This is a genomic window from Prosthecomicrobium sp. N25 (assembly GCF_037203705.1).
GTDB lineage: Bacteria > Pseudomonadota > Alphaproteobacteria > Rhizobiales > Ancalomicrobiaceae > Prosthecodimorpha.
In genome coordinates, this window is the sequence record NZ_JBBCAT010000001.1 from 2,152,518 (window position 1) to 2,169,050 (window position 16,533).

Here is a 16,533-nt window from a genome sequence, read left to right on the forward strand (position 1 = left end):
GTTCACGCCTCCGCCGACAGCCGCTCCGCGACCGGGTCGCCCGGGAGCTTCGAGGCGAGTGCCGCGAAGGCCTTGCGCCCGGCCGGCGGGTCTTCCGCCATGAGCGCCGCCGCCGTCTCCCACGCCTCGGCGATCGCGGGCTCGACCGGATGGGGCCAGGGCTCGACCACGACGGTGTCCGACCCGCGTCCGCGCAGCCGGATGGTGCCGAGGCTGCGGAACGCGATTCCGGGCACGCGCGCCCGGGTGCCCGGCCCGACCGCGATCGCCGAGCCGAACAGCTTGTTGGACGCCTCCAGCCGCGCGGCGGAGTTCACCGCGTCGCCATGTGCCGTGTAATCGAGCTTCCGCCCGCCCCCGACGTCGCCGACGATCGCCCGGCCGGTCTCGATGCCGACCCGCGTCCGGCCGAGCCCGAGCGCCCGCGCCTCCGCACCCTGGCGGAACGCCTCCGCGAAGGCGACGACCGCGAGCCCCGCCTCGACGGCGCGGCGGGCATGGTCCGGCACATCCAGGGGTGCGTTGAAGAAGGCGTGCACCGCGTCGCCGACCACCTTGTCGATGGTGGCCCCGTGGTCGACCAGGATTCCGATCAGCCCCTCGAAGTAGCGGTCGAGCAGGGCGACCAGCACCGCCGGCTCGGCCCGCTCCGTCATGCTCGTGAAGCCCTCGATGTCGGTGAAGAGCGTGGTGATCTCCCGGATCTCGCCCTCGAGCCGGACGAGGCCCGGGTTCTCGACGATGCGGCGGACCACATCCGGGGCGAGATGCTGTTCGAACCGCCGCCGCAGCGCCGCCTCCCGCCGCCTCGTCGCCGCGAAGGCCGCCAGCGCGGTGGTCGCGAAGGTCGCCGCCGCCACGAGCGCCGGGGTCGCCGGATCGAGGATCGTGTCGGCCGCCAGCGTCGCCGCCGCTGCCGTTCCCGACCAGGCCGCCGTCACGAGCCCCGTGGCGAGAAGGCCGCCCGCGGGGCCGAGCCGCAGCGCCGCCGCGAGCGCCGCGAGGCCCAGGACACCTGCCGCGAGCCGCTCGGCGAGCGCCGCCCAGGCCGGCCGGACGGGCGACCGCCCGTCCAGGATCTGCCCGGCCGCCTCCGCCTGGATCCTGACCGACGGCGCGAGCGGGTCCGCCACCGTCGCCCGGAGCCCGCCCGCCTCCGGCGCGCTCGACCCCACGAAGACGATCCGGCCCGCCAGGCCCGCCCCGTCGAACCCGTCCGCCAGCACGCGCGCCGCCGGCACGACCCTGCCGGCCCAGGCCGCGCCCGAAGCCGGCCGCAGCCGCATCGTGGCGTCCGCCCCGAGCCGGACCGGCCGGTCGCCGATGGTCAGCGTCGGCGGCGCGGGCGCGAGCATGAAGAGCCCGGCCCCGAGCCCCGCCCGCACCGCCTCCGCGGCGAGCCCCGCATAGGGCCGCCCGTCCGCCAGCGCGAGCATCGGCACGGACCGGACCGTGCCGTCCGAGCCGGCCGGCAGGGACAGAACCCCGACCGCGCGCACCGCGCCCGCCACGCCCGGCGGCGGCGAGAGCGCCCCCGGCGCGGCCCAGGGATCGAGCGCCGCCGGCCCGCCCGTGACGGCGATCGACGCCGGGGGCGGCAGGTCCGCGCCCGGCTCCGGCGCCAGCACCAGGCCCGCGACGGTCGGCGCGAGCGCCGCCGCGGCCGCCAGCCGCTCGTCCGCGTCCGGGACCTCCCGGCCGAGATCGGCGAGCTCGGGCCGTCCCAGGCGCTCCGCGAGCAGCCGGCCGGCGGATCGGACGGAGAGCCGGTCCGGCCCGTCGAGGAGCACGTCCAGCGCCACCGCCGCCGGCTTGGCCGCCGCGATCCGCTCCAGGAGCGCGGCCAAACGCTCCCGCGGCCACGGCCAGGGTCCGAGCGCCGCGAGGCTGTCCCGGTCGATGTCGACGATCCGCACCCGGTCGTCCGCCGGCTGCCGGGGAAAGGCCGCGAACAGCGCGTCGACGGCCGCCTCGCCGAGCCGGTCGCCCGTCGCCCCCGGCGCAAGGCTCCAGGCCCCGAGCGCGAGGGCGAGGACGGCGAACCCGGCCGCCGCCGCGCCGGGCCGCCGGATCCGGGCGAGCCTCACGAGCCGCCCTCGGGCTCCTCGGCGACCGCCGTGAGCCGGTCGAGCCGGCAGACGAGGTCCGCCCCCTTGCGCTGGATGGCACCCGCCTCCTGCATGGCGAGGAGCGCCCGGTTCACCTTCGGCCGGCTCGCCCCGACGATGTCGGCGAGGTCGCTCTGGCTGAGGTCGAGGTGGAGGCGGACGCTCGCCCCCGCGTTCGGGTCGACCTGGCGGGCGAGGGAGAGCAGCAGCCGGGCGAGCCGGGCCTCGATCCGGTGCAGCGCGATCGATTCGAGTTGGTCCGTCGTGTCCCTGAGGCGGCGGCACAGCATGGCGACCACCGCCCGCGAGAGGGCGGGCGAGGCCTCCATCAGCCGGCCGAACTCCGCCCGCGACAGGATCTGAGCGGCAACGTCCGTCATCGCCGAGGCGTCCGCGGTTCGCGCCCCGCCGTCGAGGAGCGCGATCTCGCCCACGAGCGTGCCGGGCCCGGCGATCCGGAGCGAAAGTTCGCGGCCCTCGCCGGACATCACCGAAATCCGCACGCGCCCCTCCTCGACGAGCAGCGCGAAGTCGCCCGGGTCCCCGCGCGAGAAGATCAGCGTCCCGGCCGGATAGCGGCGTGACTTCAGGGCCCGCGCGACCCGCCCCAGGTCCTCCGCGCCGAGCCCCGCGAAGGGCTCCGCCTGCGCCAGCAGCCCCGCCGTCCCCTGCCGTCCCGCCCCCGCCGCAGGGGGCCCCCCGCCGTCGTGATCCATCGCCCCGTCCTCCGCCGAGGCGCCGAGCATAGCGCCCCCGGCCGAATCGAAAAACGCCAGATCCGACCCGGATTTACCCATCGTGAACCATGGTGCGCCGCGGCCGGCTGGCTGCCCGACCGGTCCACGGCTGCGAGGGAGCGCGGGCCGACCTATCAATTCACATAACAGCATGTAATTAAATAACAGGTCTGAGAAAAGCCTTAGTGTAGGATTCACATAAGAAATAACAGTGTGAGAAATGATCGAAACAAACATATGACATGCAGAATACGTTATGTAAATCGTGGCGTCTTTGCAACGTAAGCTCCGCAAATCTATTCGAGCGGCCGCTCAGATCGACTCAGGACTTCATTTCGGGAGCTTCACGGGTATGGTCGTGTCGATCGGTGACGCAAGGTAAGCCGGCCGCGAGGTCGATGCCTTCAATCGGGTCAGGATTGGTCGCCGGCAGTCACGAACCAACAGGGGGTTCACCAATGAAGTTCAAGTACGCCACCATGGCTGCGGCCATGCTCGCCGCGACGGGGGCCTCGGCCGCCGATCTCGGCCGGCCGGCTCCGGCTGCCGTGGACTACGTCAAGGTCTGCGACGCCTACGGCACCGGCTTCTTCTACATCCCGGGCACCGAGACCTGCCTCAAGATCGACGGCTACGTCCGCGCCGACTACCGCTACCAGAGCACGACGCCGTACCTGATCAAGAGGGCTGGCGGTGCGGTCACCAACCGCTACTACTTCGGTGGTTTCGGTGCGACTCCGACCGCCACGACCCGCAACCGCAACGACATCTTCACCCGCGCTCGTGCGCTGTTGCACTTCGACGCCCGCACCAACACCGAGTTCGGTCTGCTGCGGTCCTACGCCGAGGTGTTCTTTACCACGAACAGCGGCGACAACGGCGGCGTCGCGACGTCCCTCGATCAGGCCTTTATTCAGTTCGGCGGCCTGACCGCCGGTCGTGCCCAGTCGTTCTTCGACTTCATCACCGGCTACGCCTACGGCATGCACTACCATGAGACCTGGCCGGACTCGAAGACCAACCTGCTCGCCTACACCTTCTCCTTCGGCAACGGCGTGTCCGCGTCGCTGTCGCTCGAAGATCCGTCGACGAGCGGCCGTCGTCGCGGCACTGCCAACTTCGGCACACCCGTCCCCGCGTTCACTCGCAACACGATCGGCGGAGCCGGTGTCCTCGCTCCCTTCTTCTCGACCTACGACTTCGGCTACCAGGGCGTGAAGGTTCCGGACGTCGTCGGCCAGCTGGCGATCGCCCAGGCCTGGGGCAAGGCGCAGCTCAGCGTCGCCGCCCACCACGTCTACGGCACCGGCACCGCCGTCGGCGGCCCGGCGGCCGCCCCGGTCTTCGGCACCGTCTACAACAAGGACGATTGGGGATACGCGGTCGGCGCTGGCGTCGAAGTGAACCTGCCCATGATCGCGCCCGGCGACAAGATCTTCGCCGAGGCGTTCTACGGCAAGGGCGCGATGAGCTACGTCTGCGTCAACTGCTTCAACGCCTACGGTCACCTGGGCGCCGACGCCGTGATCGGCACCCGCGGCAAGCTCGGCCTGACCGAGGCCTGGTCGCTCAGCGGCGGTTTCTACCACGCCTTCTCGGCTCAGTGGGACTTCTCGGTCAGCGGCGGCTATGCCGCTGTCGACGGCCTCGGCGCCAACGACTACGACCAGTACGAAGTCGCCGGCACCCTGCGCTGGAAGCCGGTCGCCGGTCTCCAGATCGGCGCCACCGCCGAATACCGGAACCTCGAGTTCTCGAACGCCACCCGCGCCTACTACAGCGCGCCGGGCGTCGCTGCGCTCAAGAACAACGACTCCTACGTGTTCGGCCTCCGCGTCCAGCGGAACTTCTGATCCACCGAAGGATCGTTCTCGATCAAGGGCCCGGCGGGAAACCGCCGGGCCTTCTTCGTTCGGTCTCACCCGAACCGATGGAGAGCGCGGCGCCGCCGGCCTCCCTTATGCGAGTCGGAGAGCATTCGGGCCATCGAATCCCCGCGGTGCCCCGATCCCCCGCACGTCCCGCGACATCCCCGCGCCGGTCGCCGCCAGGCCACCGGCCGACTCGATTCCCGCAGGACGGACCCGCTCGCGGCCGATTCGTGCGCCGCGCGGGTCTCCCGGCGGCCCTCGGCAAGCCCCGGGCGCGCCATCGGGCCGCCAGCGGGCGGCACGCCGCGGCACCGGGCCGATGCCCCGGGCCGGCGCCCTCGTTAATCCTGTCAGGCGCCTGCAAGGGTGTCGGGCCCTGCCGTCCGGCCCGGCTCCGGCCGCCCTTCACAAGGCGGTGAAGTGTCGGAAATCGGGCACTTTTCCGGCCTCTTGCCGAAGTTCAGGGCCCCCTCTCGCCACCACCCCGAGGCGCCCGGGCCTCCCCTTCGGACAGGGTTAACGGCCACGCTCCCGCACTGTGGCGTCCCGGCAACGCACGGATCGGAATGTTGAAATGTCTAGGAAACTGCATGCGCTGGCACTTCAAAATATTCAGGCCCGGAGTATGGTCACGGTCGAACGGCGACGCGAGGTCAGTGGGTGAACCCATCGAGGCCTCTTCGGTCGGGTCAGGACCAGGGTCGCCGTGAGACACGAACCAACAGGGGGTTCACCAATGAAGTTCAAGTACGCAACCATGGCTGCGGCCATGCTCGCCGCGACGGGGGCCTCGGCCGCCGACCTCGGCCGGCCGGCTCCGGCTGCCGTGGACTACGTCAAGGTCTGCGACGCCTACGGCACGGGCTTCTTCTACATCCCGGGCACCGAGACCTGCCTCAAGATCGACGGCTACGTCCGCGCCGACTACCGCTACGGCGACACCACGTCGTACCTGCGCACCACCACCAACTCCCGTACGCTTCTGCGTGCCGCAGATCCCAACGCCGTTCCGCCGATCCCGGCCCTCTACACCCGCTTCAGCCGGGTTGGCACGACGGATGCCTACTTCGGCCGTCTCGGTGGCGACCGCACTCGTGACGACATGTTCACCCGCGCTCGCGCCCTCCTGCACTTCGATGCCCGCACCAACACCGAGTTCGGTCTGCTGCGCTCCTACATCGAAGCCTACTGGTCGCTCAACTCGCGTTCGGGCGGCAGCGTCGTCGCGACCGAGCTCGACCAGGCCTTCGTGCAGTTCGGTGGCCTGACCGCCGGCCGCGCCCAGTCGTTCTACGACTACGTCACCGGCGTCGCCTACGGCATGGACTACCACTCGATGTGGGGTGACGCGAAGACCAACCTCTTCGCTTACACCTTCTCCTTCGGCAACGGCATCTCCGCGTCGCTGTCGCTGGAAGACCCGTCGACCTCGAACCGTCGTCGCGGCAGCCTGAACGCCACTTACGTGGACAACTTCACCTTCCGCACCATCACGAACATTCGCGACTTCTACGGCTTCGCCTACCAGGGCATGAAGTACCCGGACGTCGTGGGTCAGCTCCGCATCTCTCAGGCCTGGGGTTCGGCCCAGCTGATGGCGGTCGCTCACAACATCTACGGTGCCGCGGCTACGGGCGCGGGCAGCCAGACCCGGCTCACGGGCACCGCCAACAAGGACGATTGGGGCTACTCCGTCGGCGCCGGCGTCCTCGTGAACCTGCCGATGCTCGCCGCCGGCGACCAGTTCTTCTTGCAGGGGAACTACTCGGATGGCGCCATCGGTTATGCCTGCGCGAACTGCTTCACCGGCTTTGGCGCCCTCGGTGCCGACGCTGTCCTGACTCGCCGCGGTGGCTTCAAGACCACCGAGGCCTGGACCGTCAGCGCCGGCTTCAAGCATAACTTCTCGGCCCAGTGGGAGTTCAACATCGACGGCGGCTACGGCTCGGTCGATGGCTACGGCGCGAACGACTACGACCAGTACGAAGTGGCTGCGGACGTCCGCTGGAAGCCGGTCGCCGGTCTCCAGATCGGTCTCGCCGCCGAGTACCGCAACGTCGAGTTCACGAACGCGACCCGTGCGGCCTACTCCGGCTCGACCTTCGGCGCTGCGCCGACCGCGGTCGGCGGCACGCAGACCCGCACGGACTATCGTCTGCGCAACAACGACGCCTTCATCCTCGGCCTCCGCGTTCAGCGCAACTTCTGATCGGATCTCCGATCGCGAACTCGGGGCCTGGCGGGAAACCGCCGGGCCCTTTCCTTTTTGCGCGCCGGCCCTTGCGGGCGCACGCATGGTCGTAAGCCCCGGCCTCGCCGGCCGCGCTTCGTGCCCCAACGGGAAGGAAAGCTGGTCTCAGCCGGCGGACGTCCCCCGGTGCTCGGCCCTGTCCAGGAAGGCGCCGATTCGCGCTAGCGTCGCCTCGTCCTCGAGCAGCGGCGCGTGCCCCTGCCGCGGGACCGTATGGGCCTCGAGCCCCGCATGCCGCGCCGCCATGGCGGTGACCGTCATCTCCGAGAGAATGTCCGAGAGCGCCCCCCGGATCACCAGGACGGGAACGTCCTTCAGCGCCTCGAACGGCGCCCAGAGGTCGGGGAGGGGGGACTCGGGCGTGAGCTCGTCGAGCCCGCGCGACAAGGCGGGGTCGTAGTCGGGGACCGGCCGTCCGTCGGCCTCGCGATAGAGCCGCCGCGCCATCCGGGCCATCGCCGCCCGGTCGAGATCCGGAAACTGGCCGCCCCCCAGCCGCGCGACCGCCGCCTCCGCCTCCGTCCAGTCCGCCGGCGCCGGACCGACGCCCACGTAGTCCTTGATGCGCAGCAGCCCGTCGCGCTCCAGCACGGCCCCGACGTCGTTGAGGATCGCCGCTTTCAGGAGCCAGGGCCGCAGTGCGGCCAGGATCATCCCGACGATGCCGCCGCGCGAGGTGCCGAGCAGCGCCACCTGCGGCAGCCCGAGCGCCGCCAGCCCGACGATCACGTCCTGCGCCTCGATCAACGGCGAGTAGCGGTCCGGATAGGGATCGCGGTCCGATTGCCCGCGCCCGCGGAAGTCCAGGGTCACGACCGGACGCCGTCCCGCCAGGAAGGCCGCCACCGGCTCGAAGTCCCGCCCGTTGCGCGTCAGGCCCGGCAGGCAGAGGAGGGGCAGGGGGGCGTCATCGAGCTCCCCGTAGATCCGGCCAGCGATGCCGAGCCCGTCCGGCACCTCGTAGCGGAACGGCCGGAACGGCGTCGCGAGGGCGTCGATCTCCGGCGGGCCGATCTGGATGGGCGGGGCCGGGGCAGGGGCGGGCGCGCGCGAGGGGACCGCAGCATCCGACATCGCTTGCCTCTCCTTCACCCGGCGCGATCGCCCCGGGGCCGTCCTCGTCGGGTCCTCAGTTGGCCGAAGCCGCGGCGGCTGGGCTCACGATGGACCCGGTCATCGACGACCGCGCGCCGACGCCGCGCCGGAGATCCTCGGCGATCTGCAGCCGCTGGCCCTCCAGCCGGAAGCGGTAGACCTGCAGGTTCTCCAGCACTCGGTGCACGTAGTTGCGCGTCTCCGAGAAGGGAATCCGCTCCATCCAGTCGATGATGTCGACGTCGCCCGTGCGCGGGTCGCCGTAGGCCTGCACCCATTCGCGGATCCGGCCCGGCCCGGCATTGTAGCCGGCGATCGCCATCACGTAGTTGCCGTCGTAGTTGGAGACGAGATTCGCCACGTAGGCGGCGCCCAGCTTGACGTTGTAGCGGATGTCGTTCCGCCAGCCGTTGGCGTCGAACGGAATGCCGAGCTTCTTGGCCGCTTCCCGCCCGGTGACCGGCATCACCTGGAAGATACCGACCGCCCCGGCGCTCGACACGATCGCCTGGTTGAACTCGCTCTCCTGCCGGGTGATCGAGAAGGCCAGCGCCTTTTCGAGCCCGCTGGTGTCGATGTCGGGCGGCAGCCCGCGCAGCGGGAAGGCGAGCACCTCCATGTCCAGCCCGCGCTGTGCCGCCGCCTTGCCGGCCATCACCGCGTAGTTGTGCCAGCCCTGCCGCTCGGCGAGATCGATGAGGATCGCGACCTGACCGGGCGTCTGCAGGGTCTCGGCCATGTGCTTGTAGAAGGACGAGGCGAGGTCCTTGCGCCCGATCCGCTGCAGCTTGACGAGGGCGGCGAAGCGGTCGTCGCGTTCGGCCGCCGCCTTGTCGGCACTCGACGGGGCCACGGTGCGCTGCAGGCCGAGGTCGGTCATGCCGAGCTTCGCCCGCGACACCTGGCCGTAGAAGGTGAAGCCGTGCTGCGCGGAGCGCGTGTAGTAGTCCCGCGCCGTGCCGCCCGCCCCGGCCTCGGACGCGCGCCCCATCCAGTAGTAGGCGCGCGCCTGCGTGACCGGCTTGTTCGAGGCCTCCGCCACCTTGGCGAAGTAGCTCATCGCCGTCCGCGGATCGTTGAGGAAGCGCAGCGCCACCCAGCCCGTATGGAAGTCCGCGTCGGCCTGGACGGCGGGGCTCGATCCCGTATGGCCGGCGATCAGCCGGAACGCACCCTTGGCGTCGCCCGAATCGAGCAGCTTGCGGGCGACGATCCGCTTCTCCTCCCACCACTCGTCGGGGACCACCATGGCGCGCGGATCCTTCGGCGCCTGCATGAGTAGCGCCGCCGCCTCCTGGTACTTGTCCGTCCGCCGCGCCCACTGGGCCCGGCCGAAAAGATAGCTGATCTGCGACTTGATCGAGGCCGGCAGGTCGTCGAGGAGCTTGCCGGCGTTGGCCGCCTTCTTCTCCACCGCGAGGCGCGCGGCCGCGAGCTTCTGGTAGTCCGGGCTCATGCGGCGGGCGATGCGGACGGCGTCCGAGGCGCGGCCCTTGAGGAGGGCGATCTCCAGCCGCGCCCGATGGTCCTCGGCCGTCAGGATGGCGGGGAATTCCGAGAGGATCAGTGCCTCGTCGTTCTCCGTCAGGGTCGGGTCGCGCCAGGCCGCCCGGATCAGCGCCGCCGCGTCGGCGTGGCGCCCCTTCTCGATATAGGCGCGCGCGAGCATGATCTGCCCGCGGTTGGAATAGGGCCGGCTGCCCTGGAAGGCCTGGATGACGAGATCCGGCCCCGGCTGCTCGCGCTCGAGCGCCTGTTCGGCCCGGCGCCGGAACGTCTCCGGGTCCGGCCAGTGCAGGTTGGCGACGGCGAACTGCGTGATGAACTGCGAGGAGAGGCCCGGATTGCCGAAGCGGATCATCAGCCAGTCGGCGATCTTCGCCTCGACCGGATCGAGGCTCGGCCTGAGCTGGTTCAGGGCCGCCACGTCCCCGCGCCGGACGATCTCCAGCGCCTGCGTCAGCTCGGCGTCGCCCGCCGCCGCCGTCCCGGCCGCCATGGCGCCGAGACCAGCCGCGAGGGCCAAGGCCGCGACCCGCCGTCCCAGCGCCTCGAGCATACCCGAACTCCCCGACTGCACACGCCAAACCCATCCGCGTCCTGCGGACCGACCGACCATCACCGACGAGGGTGAACAAAGGGTTGACTGCGTGTGTCCGATTGCCACGCTCCTCGCCCGAGGCGGGCCCTGACCCCGGCCCGGCGCGCGCCCGGTCTTGTCTTGCCGATGCTGCCGCCAGCCACTATTGTCGGCGCCCACGTCCGCGAGCGGCGCCGAATGACGACCGGATGACGGCGCATTGCGACGAAATCACGACCGCGCACCCGAGAATGCCGGACGAACCGGCCGAGAGGAAGCAGAAATGTTCAAGGGATCGATCACCGCCCTCGTCACCCCCTTCCGGGACGGAGCGGTCGACGAGAAAGCCCTGGCGGGGTTCGTGGATTGGCAGATCCGGGAAGGCACCAACGGCCTGGTCCCCTGCGGCACCACCGGCGAGAGCCCGACGCTCAGCCATGACGAGCACAAGCGGGTCGTCGAGATCGTCGTCGAGGTGGCCGCCGGACGCGTGCCCGTCATCGCCGGCGCGGGCTCCAACAACACCGCCGAGGCGATCGACCTCGCCCGTCATGCCGAGAAGGCGGGGGCGCAGGGCCTGCTGGTGGTCGCGCCCTACTACAACAAGCCGAGCCAGGAAGGCCTCTACCAGCACTTCCACGCCATCGACGCGGCGGTCGGCATCCCGATCATCGTCTACAACATCCCGCCGCGCAGCGTCGTCGACATCTCGGTCGAGACGATGGCGCGCATCAAGCGGGATTGCCGCAACGTGGTCGGCGTCAAGGACGCCACCATGAACCTGAACCGGCCGTCACTGGAACGCATGGCGATCGGCCCCGAATGGGTGCTGCTTTCCGGCGAGGACGGCACGGCGCTCGGCTACATGGCGCATGGCGGCTCGGGCTGCATCTCGGTCACCGCCAACGTCGCCCCGAAGCTCTGCTCGGAGTTCCAGGGCGCCTGCCTGCGCGGCGACTACAAGACCGCGCTCGCCTATCAGGACCGGCTGATGCCACTCCACCGCGCGCTCTTCCTGGAGCCGAACCCGGCCGGCCCGAAATTCGCGCTGTCGGTGCTCGGCCGCATGCAGAACGAGCTGCGCCTGCCGCTGGTCGGCATGTCGTCCGGCCCGCGTGCCGAGGTCGAGGCGGCCATGCGGCACGCCGGCCTGCTGAACTGAGCAGGGGCGCGCGATCATGTCCGCCGACAAGGGCGGCGGGCGCCGTCCCGCCGCCGAGAACCGGAAGGCCCGCTTTTCCTACGAGATCCTGGACACCGTCGAGGCCGGCATCGCGCTGACCGGCACCGAGGTGAAGTCGCTGCGCGGCGGCAAGTCCAACATCACGGACGCCTACGCCTCCGCGCACGACGGCAGCCTGTTCCTCTACAACGCCTATATTCCCGAATATCTGCAGGCGAACCGCTTCAACCACGAGACCCGCCGTCCGCGCCGCCTCCTGCTGCACCGGCGCGAGATCGACAGGCTCTCCGCCGCGGTGGAGCGCGAGGGCCTGGCCCTGGTCCCGCTGGAGATCTTCTGGAACGACCGCGGCCGCGCCAAGGTCCGCCTTGCCCTCGGCCGCGGCAAGAAGGCCCATGACAAGCGCGAGAGCGAGAAGGAACGCGACTGGAAGCGCGAGCAGGGCCGGCTCCTCAAGCAGCGGGACTGATCGCCCGTCTGGGAGGCTGCCCCGCGCGGGCTGGACGGGCAACGCGGCGCTGCCGGTCCGCCGGGGCCGGGCAGGCCGGACGATACCGGAGAGGCTCATGGCGCGAACACCGGAGGCCGATGGCACGTCCACACCCCGCTACCGCATCCGCCCGGCGGTCGACGCCGATCGCGACGGGTTGCGCCGGGTGTTGCGCGCCGCCTACGAGACCCGCTTCCCGACCGCCTACGAAGGGGCCGTGCTCGCCGTGGCGCTGCCCCTGATGACGGAGCCGCAGCCGGTGCTCGTGGCGAGCGGCCGCTACTTCCTGGCCGAGACCGACGAGGCCGGCATCGTCGGCTGCGGGGGCTGGAGCGCGGAGCGGCCGGGTTCGGGCGAGGTCGTCCCCGGCCTCGCCCATGTCCGCCATTTTGCCGTCGACCCCGCCTGGGAAGGACGCGGCATCGGCCGGGCCCTCTTCGCCGCGAGCGCCGAGGGCGCCGCCCGCGATGGTCGCCTGGAGTTCGAGTGCTACGCGAGCCTCAACGCCGAAGCCTTCTACCGGACTCTCGGTTTCGTGCCCGAGGCCCGCGTCGAGATCCCCCTGGGCCCCGGCGTGCGCTTCGCGGCCCTGCTCATGCGGCGGGCGGAGTGAAGGGGCGGCGCCGGCCGCTCAGCCGCAGGCGAAGCGGAACAGGGCGGCGAGATCGAACTTGGGCATCCCGTCCTGAATCCGGGGATCCGGCCTGAAGTCGCGGCCGGCGATCGAGGAGGCGTCCATCCGCAGGATGCCCGCGAAGGTCTCCGCCAGGATCAGGCTCCCGAGGGGTCCGAGGTGGTGTCCGCCCAGGGCGAGCAACGGGTCCGGCTTGCCGTCGGCCGTCGTTCCGTGGATCCCGAAGACCTCGGCCTCGCGCAGGATGTAGTACCAGAGCGGCGTGTTGAAGCGCAGGGACTCGTCATGGCCCAGGATGAAGCGCTCGCGCAGCGAGGCGCGGGCCGCCTTCAGCGTCCCGAGTTCCTCCTTGGCCTTCTCCTCGATGGGCAACGCCTCGATGGTCCCGTCGAAGACCTTCGACCCGATGCCCCAGAGGGTCTCGTCGTTCATCGGATCGAGGCCGACATGCCGGGCCAGCCTTTCGCCGCTCGGCAGGCCGTTCATCTGTCCGCGGACGAGGTTGCGGTAGGCCAGGTTGGCCTTGATCCCCTGGTCCTTGAATTCGGGCAGTTGCGCCAGCGGGTCGACGAGCAGCGCGTCGATTCGGTACGAGGGCTGCGGCACGACGAAATCCGCGGGTGTGCCGGGTGAGGCGGTCAGGCCGGGCAGGAAGAAGTGCCAGTCCGCCCCCCAGTCCGGCAGCAGCGTGCCAGGAAACCCGTTGAGGTTCGCGAAGAGCTCCTCGGATCCGGAAAAGACCGGGATGCGTGGCCCGGCGCCCACCTCGAAGATGGCGCTGTTCAGCGAATAGCTCGGCCGGACCATCGAATGGCCGAACCGGAACGCGGCCACGGAGAACTCCAGGGGCATGTAGGAATAGCGGGAGCCCAGGGCCTCGTAGTAGCGCGTCTTCGCGATCCCCTTCTCGAAGTAGCGGGTCCAGACCTTGGGGTGCAGGATCCGCTTCAGGTAGTCGTGGACGACCACGTACTGATAGTGCCAGCGCACGATGTCGACCGTCTCGGCAAAGCGCTCGTCCGATCCCCGCGGCCCGGTTGCGATCTGGTCGTAGACGCGGTTGTGGAACTGGATGATCGTCGCGTGGATCTGGTTGACGATCTTGTTCTCGTCGTTTCGCTTGTCGCCGAGGATCGCGAAGTCGTCGCGCGGGCCGCCGTCCGTCGATGCCGCCAGCCGCAGCACGTCGGACTGGTTGCCGACCACCGCGTCCGCGGCGCCGGGCCGGGCGCCGAGCCGAAGGTGACCGGCCTTCGCGGGGCGTTGCTCGTAGAGATAGGGCTGGTCGCCCGGCCCTCGGCCGTAGACGCAATCGAGATCCAGCGCCGGCGAGCGGAAGTCCGTCACCGCGGCCTCGTCCTTGACCTTCGCGTTCAGCGCCGTCGTGTCGAGCGTCACGTCGTGGTCGACGAACTGGCCGAAATAGGTATAGCCCGCCGTGATGGTCGGATTTTCGTCGACCGGTTCCGGTTCGGTGATCGGCGCGCCCTTGTCGTCCTTGATCATCGCCTCGGCGATCGCCTTGAAAACCTCCGGTTCCACCGAGCGCGCGGGGCGCAGGTCGAACATCCGGATGAATCGGCCTGAAAAGACCTGGTCGCGCGCGCTGTCGCTCGCGGCGAATTCCAGGCCGCGATTGCCGCCGCCATGCGACCGCACTGCCCCGAGATGAACGGACATGAAAGCCTCCCTGAAATCATGCTTCTGAATGCGACCTCTGGTAGGTCGTTCAGAACGGTACCCCAGGGGAAGGCGTGCGGCAATCAGAGCGAGACATGCCACAAGATCATACAATCGTGATTAGGTGCCCTTGCGGAGCCCCTCGAACACCGCCCGGAACATCGGCTCGGTCAGCACGCCCGTGTTCGTGTTGTAGCGGGAGCAGTGATAGCTGTCGTGAAGGGTGATCCGGTCGGAGAGCCGGTGGACGGCGCCGTGGCCGAAGGGGAGGCGGCTTGCCGGCAGGCCGAAGGCGCGCACCACGCTGTCGTGGGCGATGCGGCCGAGGGCGAGGATGCGGTCGAGCGCCGGCAGGCCCGCGATGGCGGCCGAGAGATAGGGCCGGCAGTTCCCGATCTCCTGCGGCGTCGGCTTGTTTTCCGGCGGCACGCAGCGCACGGCGTTGACGATCGCCGCCCCGACGAGCGCGATGCCGTCGTCCGGGCTCGCCCGGTAGGTGCCCGTCGCCCAGCCGAAGTCGAGAAGCGTGGCGTAGAGAAGGTCGCCCGCATAGTCGCCCGTGAAGGGGCGGCCGGTGCGGTTCGCCCCCCGCAGCCCCGGCGCGAGGCCGACGATCAGGAGGCGCGCGCCGGGATCCCCGAAGAGCGGCACCGGCGCGTTGTGCCAGGCCGGCTCCCGCTCGGCCCAATGGGACCGGAACGCGGCGAGCCGCGGGCAGATCGGGCAGTCGCGCGGGGGATCGGCAGCCGGGTTCATGCCGGCCGAGCCGGGCGGCAGCCGGCCGTTGCCGTACCCGGATCGGGCAGGCCAACGGCCCCGCGGAGGCCCGCCGCTAATCGCGCGCGCCGTGGCCGGCGGGCCGGAGCGTCCATGGACAGGGCAGGTCGTCGCGAACCGGGAAGCATCGGGCGGGGTGGTCTCTTCGGTCGGACGCGACGGCGGGCGAGGCGCGTGCGCCTGCGCCCGGCGGTCCGGAAGGGGGAGCGGCGGGAAGGCCCCGGCGGCGGGGCCGGTCCGTCAGACGTCGTCGAACTCGTCCTCGAAGTCGGCCGGCGCGTGCTGGCGGCGCTGGGCCTCACGTTCCGCCATGCGGGCGGCGCGCTCGGCCGGGTCGCGTCCGATCCGGCTCTGCAGGGTGGCGAGATCGATGAAGTGGTCCGCCTGCCGCCGGAGGTCGTCGGCGATCATCGGCGGCTGGGTCTGCAGGGTCGAGACCACCGAGACCTTCTTGCCTTTGCGCTGGACCGCCTCGACTAGGCGGCGGAAGTCCCCGTCCCCGGAGAAGAGCACCATGTGGTCGATCCTGTCGGCGATCTCCATGGCGTCGACGACCAGCTCGATATCCATGTTGGCCTTGATCTTGCGGCGGCCCGAGGAGTCGTAGAACTCCTTCGTGGGCTTCGTCACGACCTTGTAGCCGTTGTAATCGAGCCAATCGATCAAGGGTCGGATCGACGAGTATTCCTGGTCCTCGATCAGCGCTGTGTAGTAATAGGCACGAAGAAGGTAGGCCTTCGACTGGAACTCCTGAAGCAGTCTTTTGTAGTCGATATCGAAGCCGAGAGACTTCGAGGTTGCGTACAAGTTCGCGCCGTCGATGAACAACGCGATTCGGTCCCTGGTATCGAACATTGTGTGGTTCTTCTTTGCGGCCTGTGAAACCGGGTCAGGCGAAGGCACCAACATGAATTCGTCTTGTGCCGCCGTCCGCTCACAACCTCGCGGCCATCACGCGAGGCGATTCCCGTCTCCCTCAATGGAAGACAGTGTCCATAATACAGCAGCCCGGAGGAAAAGCCACAATGACCTGACGACACCACAGAAAACCACCGAGACCGGACCCAAGTACCGGCGCTGCGGTTTGACATGCATTCTTTGATCGAAGCTTCTCTCCAAACATGCCTTTCCGTGCATCGGGCGAAATCTCTCCGGCGCATCACGGTTGCATTCCGTCTCCGTTGGCCCTATGTACCGCGTTCGATTTCCCAGGAGACCTGACCATGGCGCGTGTCACCGTCGAGGACTGCATCGACAAGGTGGAGAACCGGTTCGAGCTGGTCCTTCTCGCCAGCCACCGGGCGCGGATGATCTCGTCCGGCACCCAGATCACCATCGATCGCGACAACGACAAGAATCCCGTCGTGGCGTTGCGCGAGATCGCCGAAGAGAAGATCAGCCCCGAGGACCTGAAGGAGGAGTTCATCCACTCCCTCCAGAAGTTCGTCGAGGTCGACGAGCCCGAGCCCGAGGCCGTCCCGCTCATCGCGTCCGGCGCCGGCGAGGACGACAGCGAGATCCAGTTCGACCGCATCTCCGAGGAGGAACTGCTCAAGGGCATGGAAGGGCTGGTGCCGCCCGACAAGGAGGAGGAGGACTGAGCCTCCGCTCGTCTCCTCTCGCCTGC

Annotated in this window: 13 protein-coding genes; 6 read left to right on the top strand and 7 right to left on the bottom strand. The window is 69.9% G+C overall.

Annotated elements, in window-relative coordinates; all coding sequences use genetic code 11:
- Positions 1–2: 2 nt before the first annotated feature.
- Positions 3–2,087, bottom strand: coding sequence for a CHASE2 domain-containing protein (locus WBG79_RS09725; RefSeq protein WP_337356906.1), 2,085 nt, complete (start codon positions 2,085–2,087; stop codon positions 3–5).
- Positions 2,084–2,824, bottom strand: coding sequence for a Crp/Fnr family transcriptional regulator (locus WBG79_RS09730; RefSeq protein ID WP_337356907.1), 741 nt, complete (start codon positions 2,822–2,824; stop codon positions 2,084–2,086). The genes WBG79_RS09725 and WBG79_RS09730 overlap by 4 nt, the downstream gene beginning before the upstream one ends.
- 479 nt (positions 2,825–3,303) lie before the next feature.
- On the opposite strand from WBG79_RS09730, the gene WBG79_RS09735 reads away from it, so the two are divergent.
- Together WBG79_RS09735 and WBG79_RS09740 are read left to right on the top strand one after the other, a co-directional pair.
- The gene (locus tag WBG79_RS09735; RefSeq protein WP_337356908.1) at positions 3,304–4,698 is read left to right on the top strand and encodes a porin; all 1,395 of its coding nucleotides are present in this window, start codon (positions 3,304–3,306) and stop codon (positions 4,696–4,698) included.
- A gap of 754 nt (positions 4,699–5,452) precedes the next feature.
- Entirely contained in the window at positions 5,453–6,925 is a 1,473-nt protein-coding gene (locus WBG79_RS09740) for a porin (RefSeq protein ID WP_337356909.1), read from the top strand.
- Between the two features lie 147 nt (positions 6,926–7,072).
- Here WBG79_RS09740 and WBG79_RS09745 read toward each other — a convergent pair whose 3' ends face one another.
- On the bottom strand, positions 7,073–8,041 hold the full coding sequence (locus WBG79_RS09745) for an alpha/beta fold hydrolase (RefSeq protein WP_337356910.1): 969 nt from the start codon (positions 8,039–8,041) through the stop codon (positions 7,073–7,075).
- A gap of 55 nt (positions 8,042–8,096) precedes the next feature.
- On the bottom strand, positions 8,097–10,121 hold the full coding sequence (locus WBG79_RS09750; RefSeq protein ID WP_337356911.1) for a lytic transglycosylase domain-containing protein: 2,025 nt from the start codon (positions 10,119–10,121) through the stop codon (positions 8,097–8,099).
- 304 nt (positions 10,122–10,425) lie between these two features.
- Between WBG79_RS09750 and dapA the strand changes: the two genes are divergently transcribed.
- From dapA to WBG79_RS09765, 3 genes are all read left to right on the top strand, one after another.
- Entirely contained in the window at positions 10,426–11,304 is an 879-nt protein-coding gene (gene dapA / locus WBG79_RS09755; RefSeq protein ID WP_337356912.1) for a 4-hydroxy-tetrahydrodipicolinate synthase, read from the top strand.
- Between the two features lie 16 nt (positions 11,305–11,320).
- Positions 11,321–11,794 (top strand): SsrA-binding protein SmpB, encoded by a 474-nt coding sequence (smpB, locus tag WBG79_RS09760; protein ID WP_337356913.1) that lies wholly within the window; start codon positions 11,321–11,323, stop codon positions 11,792–11,794.
- Positions 11,795–11,891: 97 nt separating this feature from the next.
- Positions 11,892–12,428, top strand: coding sequence for a GNAT family N-acetyltransferase (locus WBG79_RS09765; protein WP_337356914.1), 537 nt, complete (start codon positions 11,892–11,894; stop codon positions 12,426–12,428).
- A gap of 18 nt (positions 12,429–12,446) precedes the next feature.
- Here the strand turns inward: WBG79_RS09765 and WBG79_RS09770 are convergent, their stop codons facing one another.
- From WBG79_RS09770 to WBG79_RS09780, 3 genes are all read right to left on the bottom strand, one after another.
- A complete protein-coding gene (locus tag WBG79_RS09770) occupies positions 12,447–14,129 on the bottom strand; it encodes a peroxidase family protein (RefSeq protein WP_337356915.1) in 1,683 nt (560 codons plus the stop codon).
- Positions 14,130–14,249: 120 nt separating this feature from the next.
- On the bottom strand, positions 14,250–14,885 hold the full coding sequence (locus tag WBG79_RS09775; RefSeq protein ID WP_337356916.1) for a uracil-DNA glycosylase: 636 nt from the start codon (positions 14,883–14,885) through the stop codon (positions 14,250–14,252).
- Between the two features lie 261 nt (positions 14,886–15,146).
- On the bottom strand, positions 15,147–15,761 hold the full coding sequence (locus tag WBG79_RS09780; RefSeq protein WP_337356917.1) for a LabA-like NYN domain-containing protein: 615 nt from the start codon (positions 15,759–15,761) through the stop codon (positions 15,147–15,149).
- 368 nt (positions 15,762–16,129) lie between these two features.
- Between WBG79_RS09780 and rpoZ the strand changes: the two genes are divergently transcribed.
- Positions 16,130–16,507 (top strand): DNA-directed RNA polymerase subunit omega, encoded by a 378-nt coding sequence (gene rpoZ / locus WBG79_RS09785; RefSeq protein ID WP_337356918.1) that lies wholly within the window; start codon positions 16,130–16,132, stop codon positions 16,505–16,507.
- The last annotated feature ends 26 nt before the right edge of the window (positions 16,508–16,533 follow it).

Excerpts from the sequence above, each read along its gene's own strand:
- WBG79_RS09730 (WP_337356907.1), bottom strand. The coding sequence starts at position 2,824 with ATGGATCACGACGGCGGGGGGCCCCCTGCGGCGGGGGCGGGACGGCAG.
- WBG79_RS09735 (WP_337356908.1), top strand. The coding sequence starts at position 3,304 with ATGAAGTTCAAGTACGCCACCATGGCTGCGGCCATGCTCGCCGCGACG.
- WBG79_RS09740 (WP_337356909.1), top strand. The coding sequence starts at position 5,453 with ATGAAGTTCAAGTACGCAACCATGGCTGCGGCCATGCTCGCCGCGACG.
- WBG79_RS09745 (WP_337356910.1), bottom strand. The coding sequence starts at position 8,041 with ATGTCGGATGCTGCGGTCCCCTCGCGCGCGCCCGCCCCTGCCCCGGCC.
- WBG79_RS09750 (WP_337356911.1), bottom strand. The coding sequence starts at position 10,121 with ATGCTCGAGGCGCTGGGACGGCGGGTCGCGGCCTTGGCCCTCGCGGCT.
- dapA (WP_337356912.1), top strand. The coding sequence starts at position 10,426 with ATGTTCAAGGGATCGATCACCGCCCTCGTCACCCCCTTCCGGGACGGA.
- smpB (WP_337356913.1), top strand. The coding sequence starts at position 11,321 with ATGTCCGCCGACAAGGGCGGCGGGCGCCGTCCCGCCGCCGAGAACCGG.
- WBG79_RS09765 (WP_337356914.1), top strand. The coding sequence starts at position 11,892 with ATGGCGCGAACACCGGAGGCCGATGGCACGTCCACACCCCGCTACCGC.
- WBG79_RS09770 (WP_337356915.1), bottom strand. The coding sequence starts at position 14,129 with ATGTCCGTTCATCTCGGGGCAGTGCGGTCGCATGGCGGCGGCAATCGC.
- WBG79_RS09775 (WP_337356916.1), bottom strand. The coding sequence starts at position 14,885 with ATGAACCCGGCTGCCGATCCCCCGCGCGACTGCCCGATCTGCCCGCGG.
- WBG79_RS09780 (WP_337356917.1), bottom strand. The coding sequence starts at position 15,761 with ATGTTCGATACCAGGGACCGAATCGCGTTGTTCATCGACGGCGCGAAC.
- rpoZ (WP_337356918.1), top strand. The coding sequence starts at position 16,130 with ATGGCGCGTGTCACCGTCGAGGACTGCATCGACAAGGTGGAGAACCGG.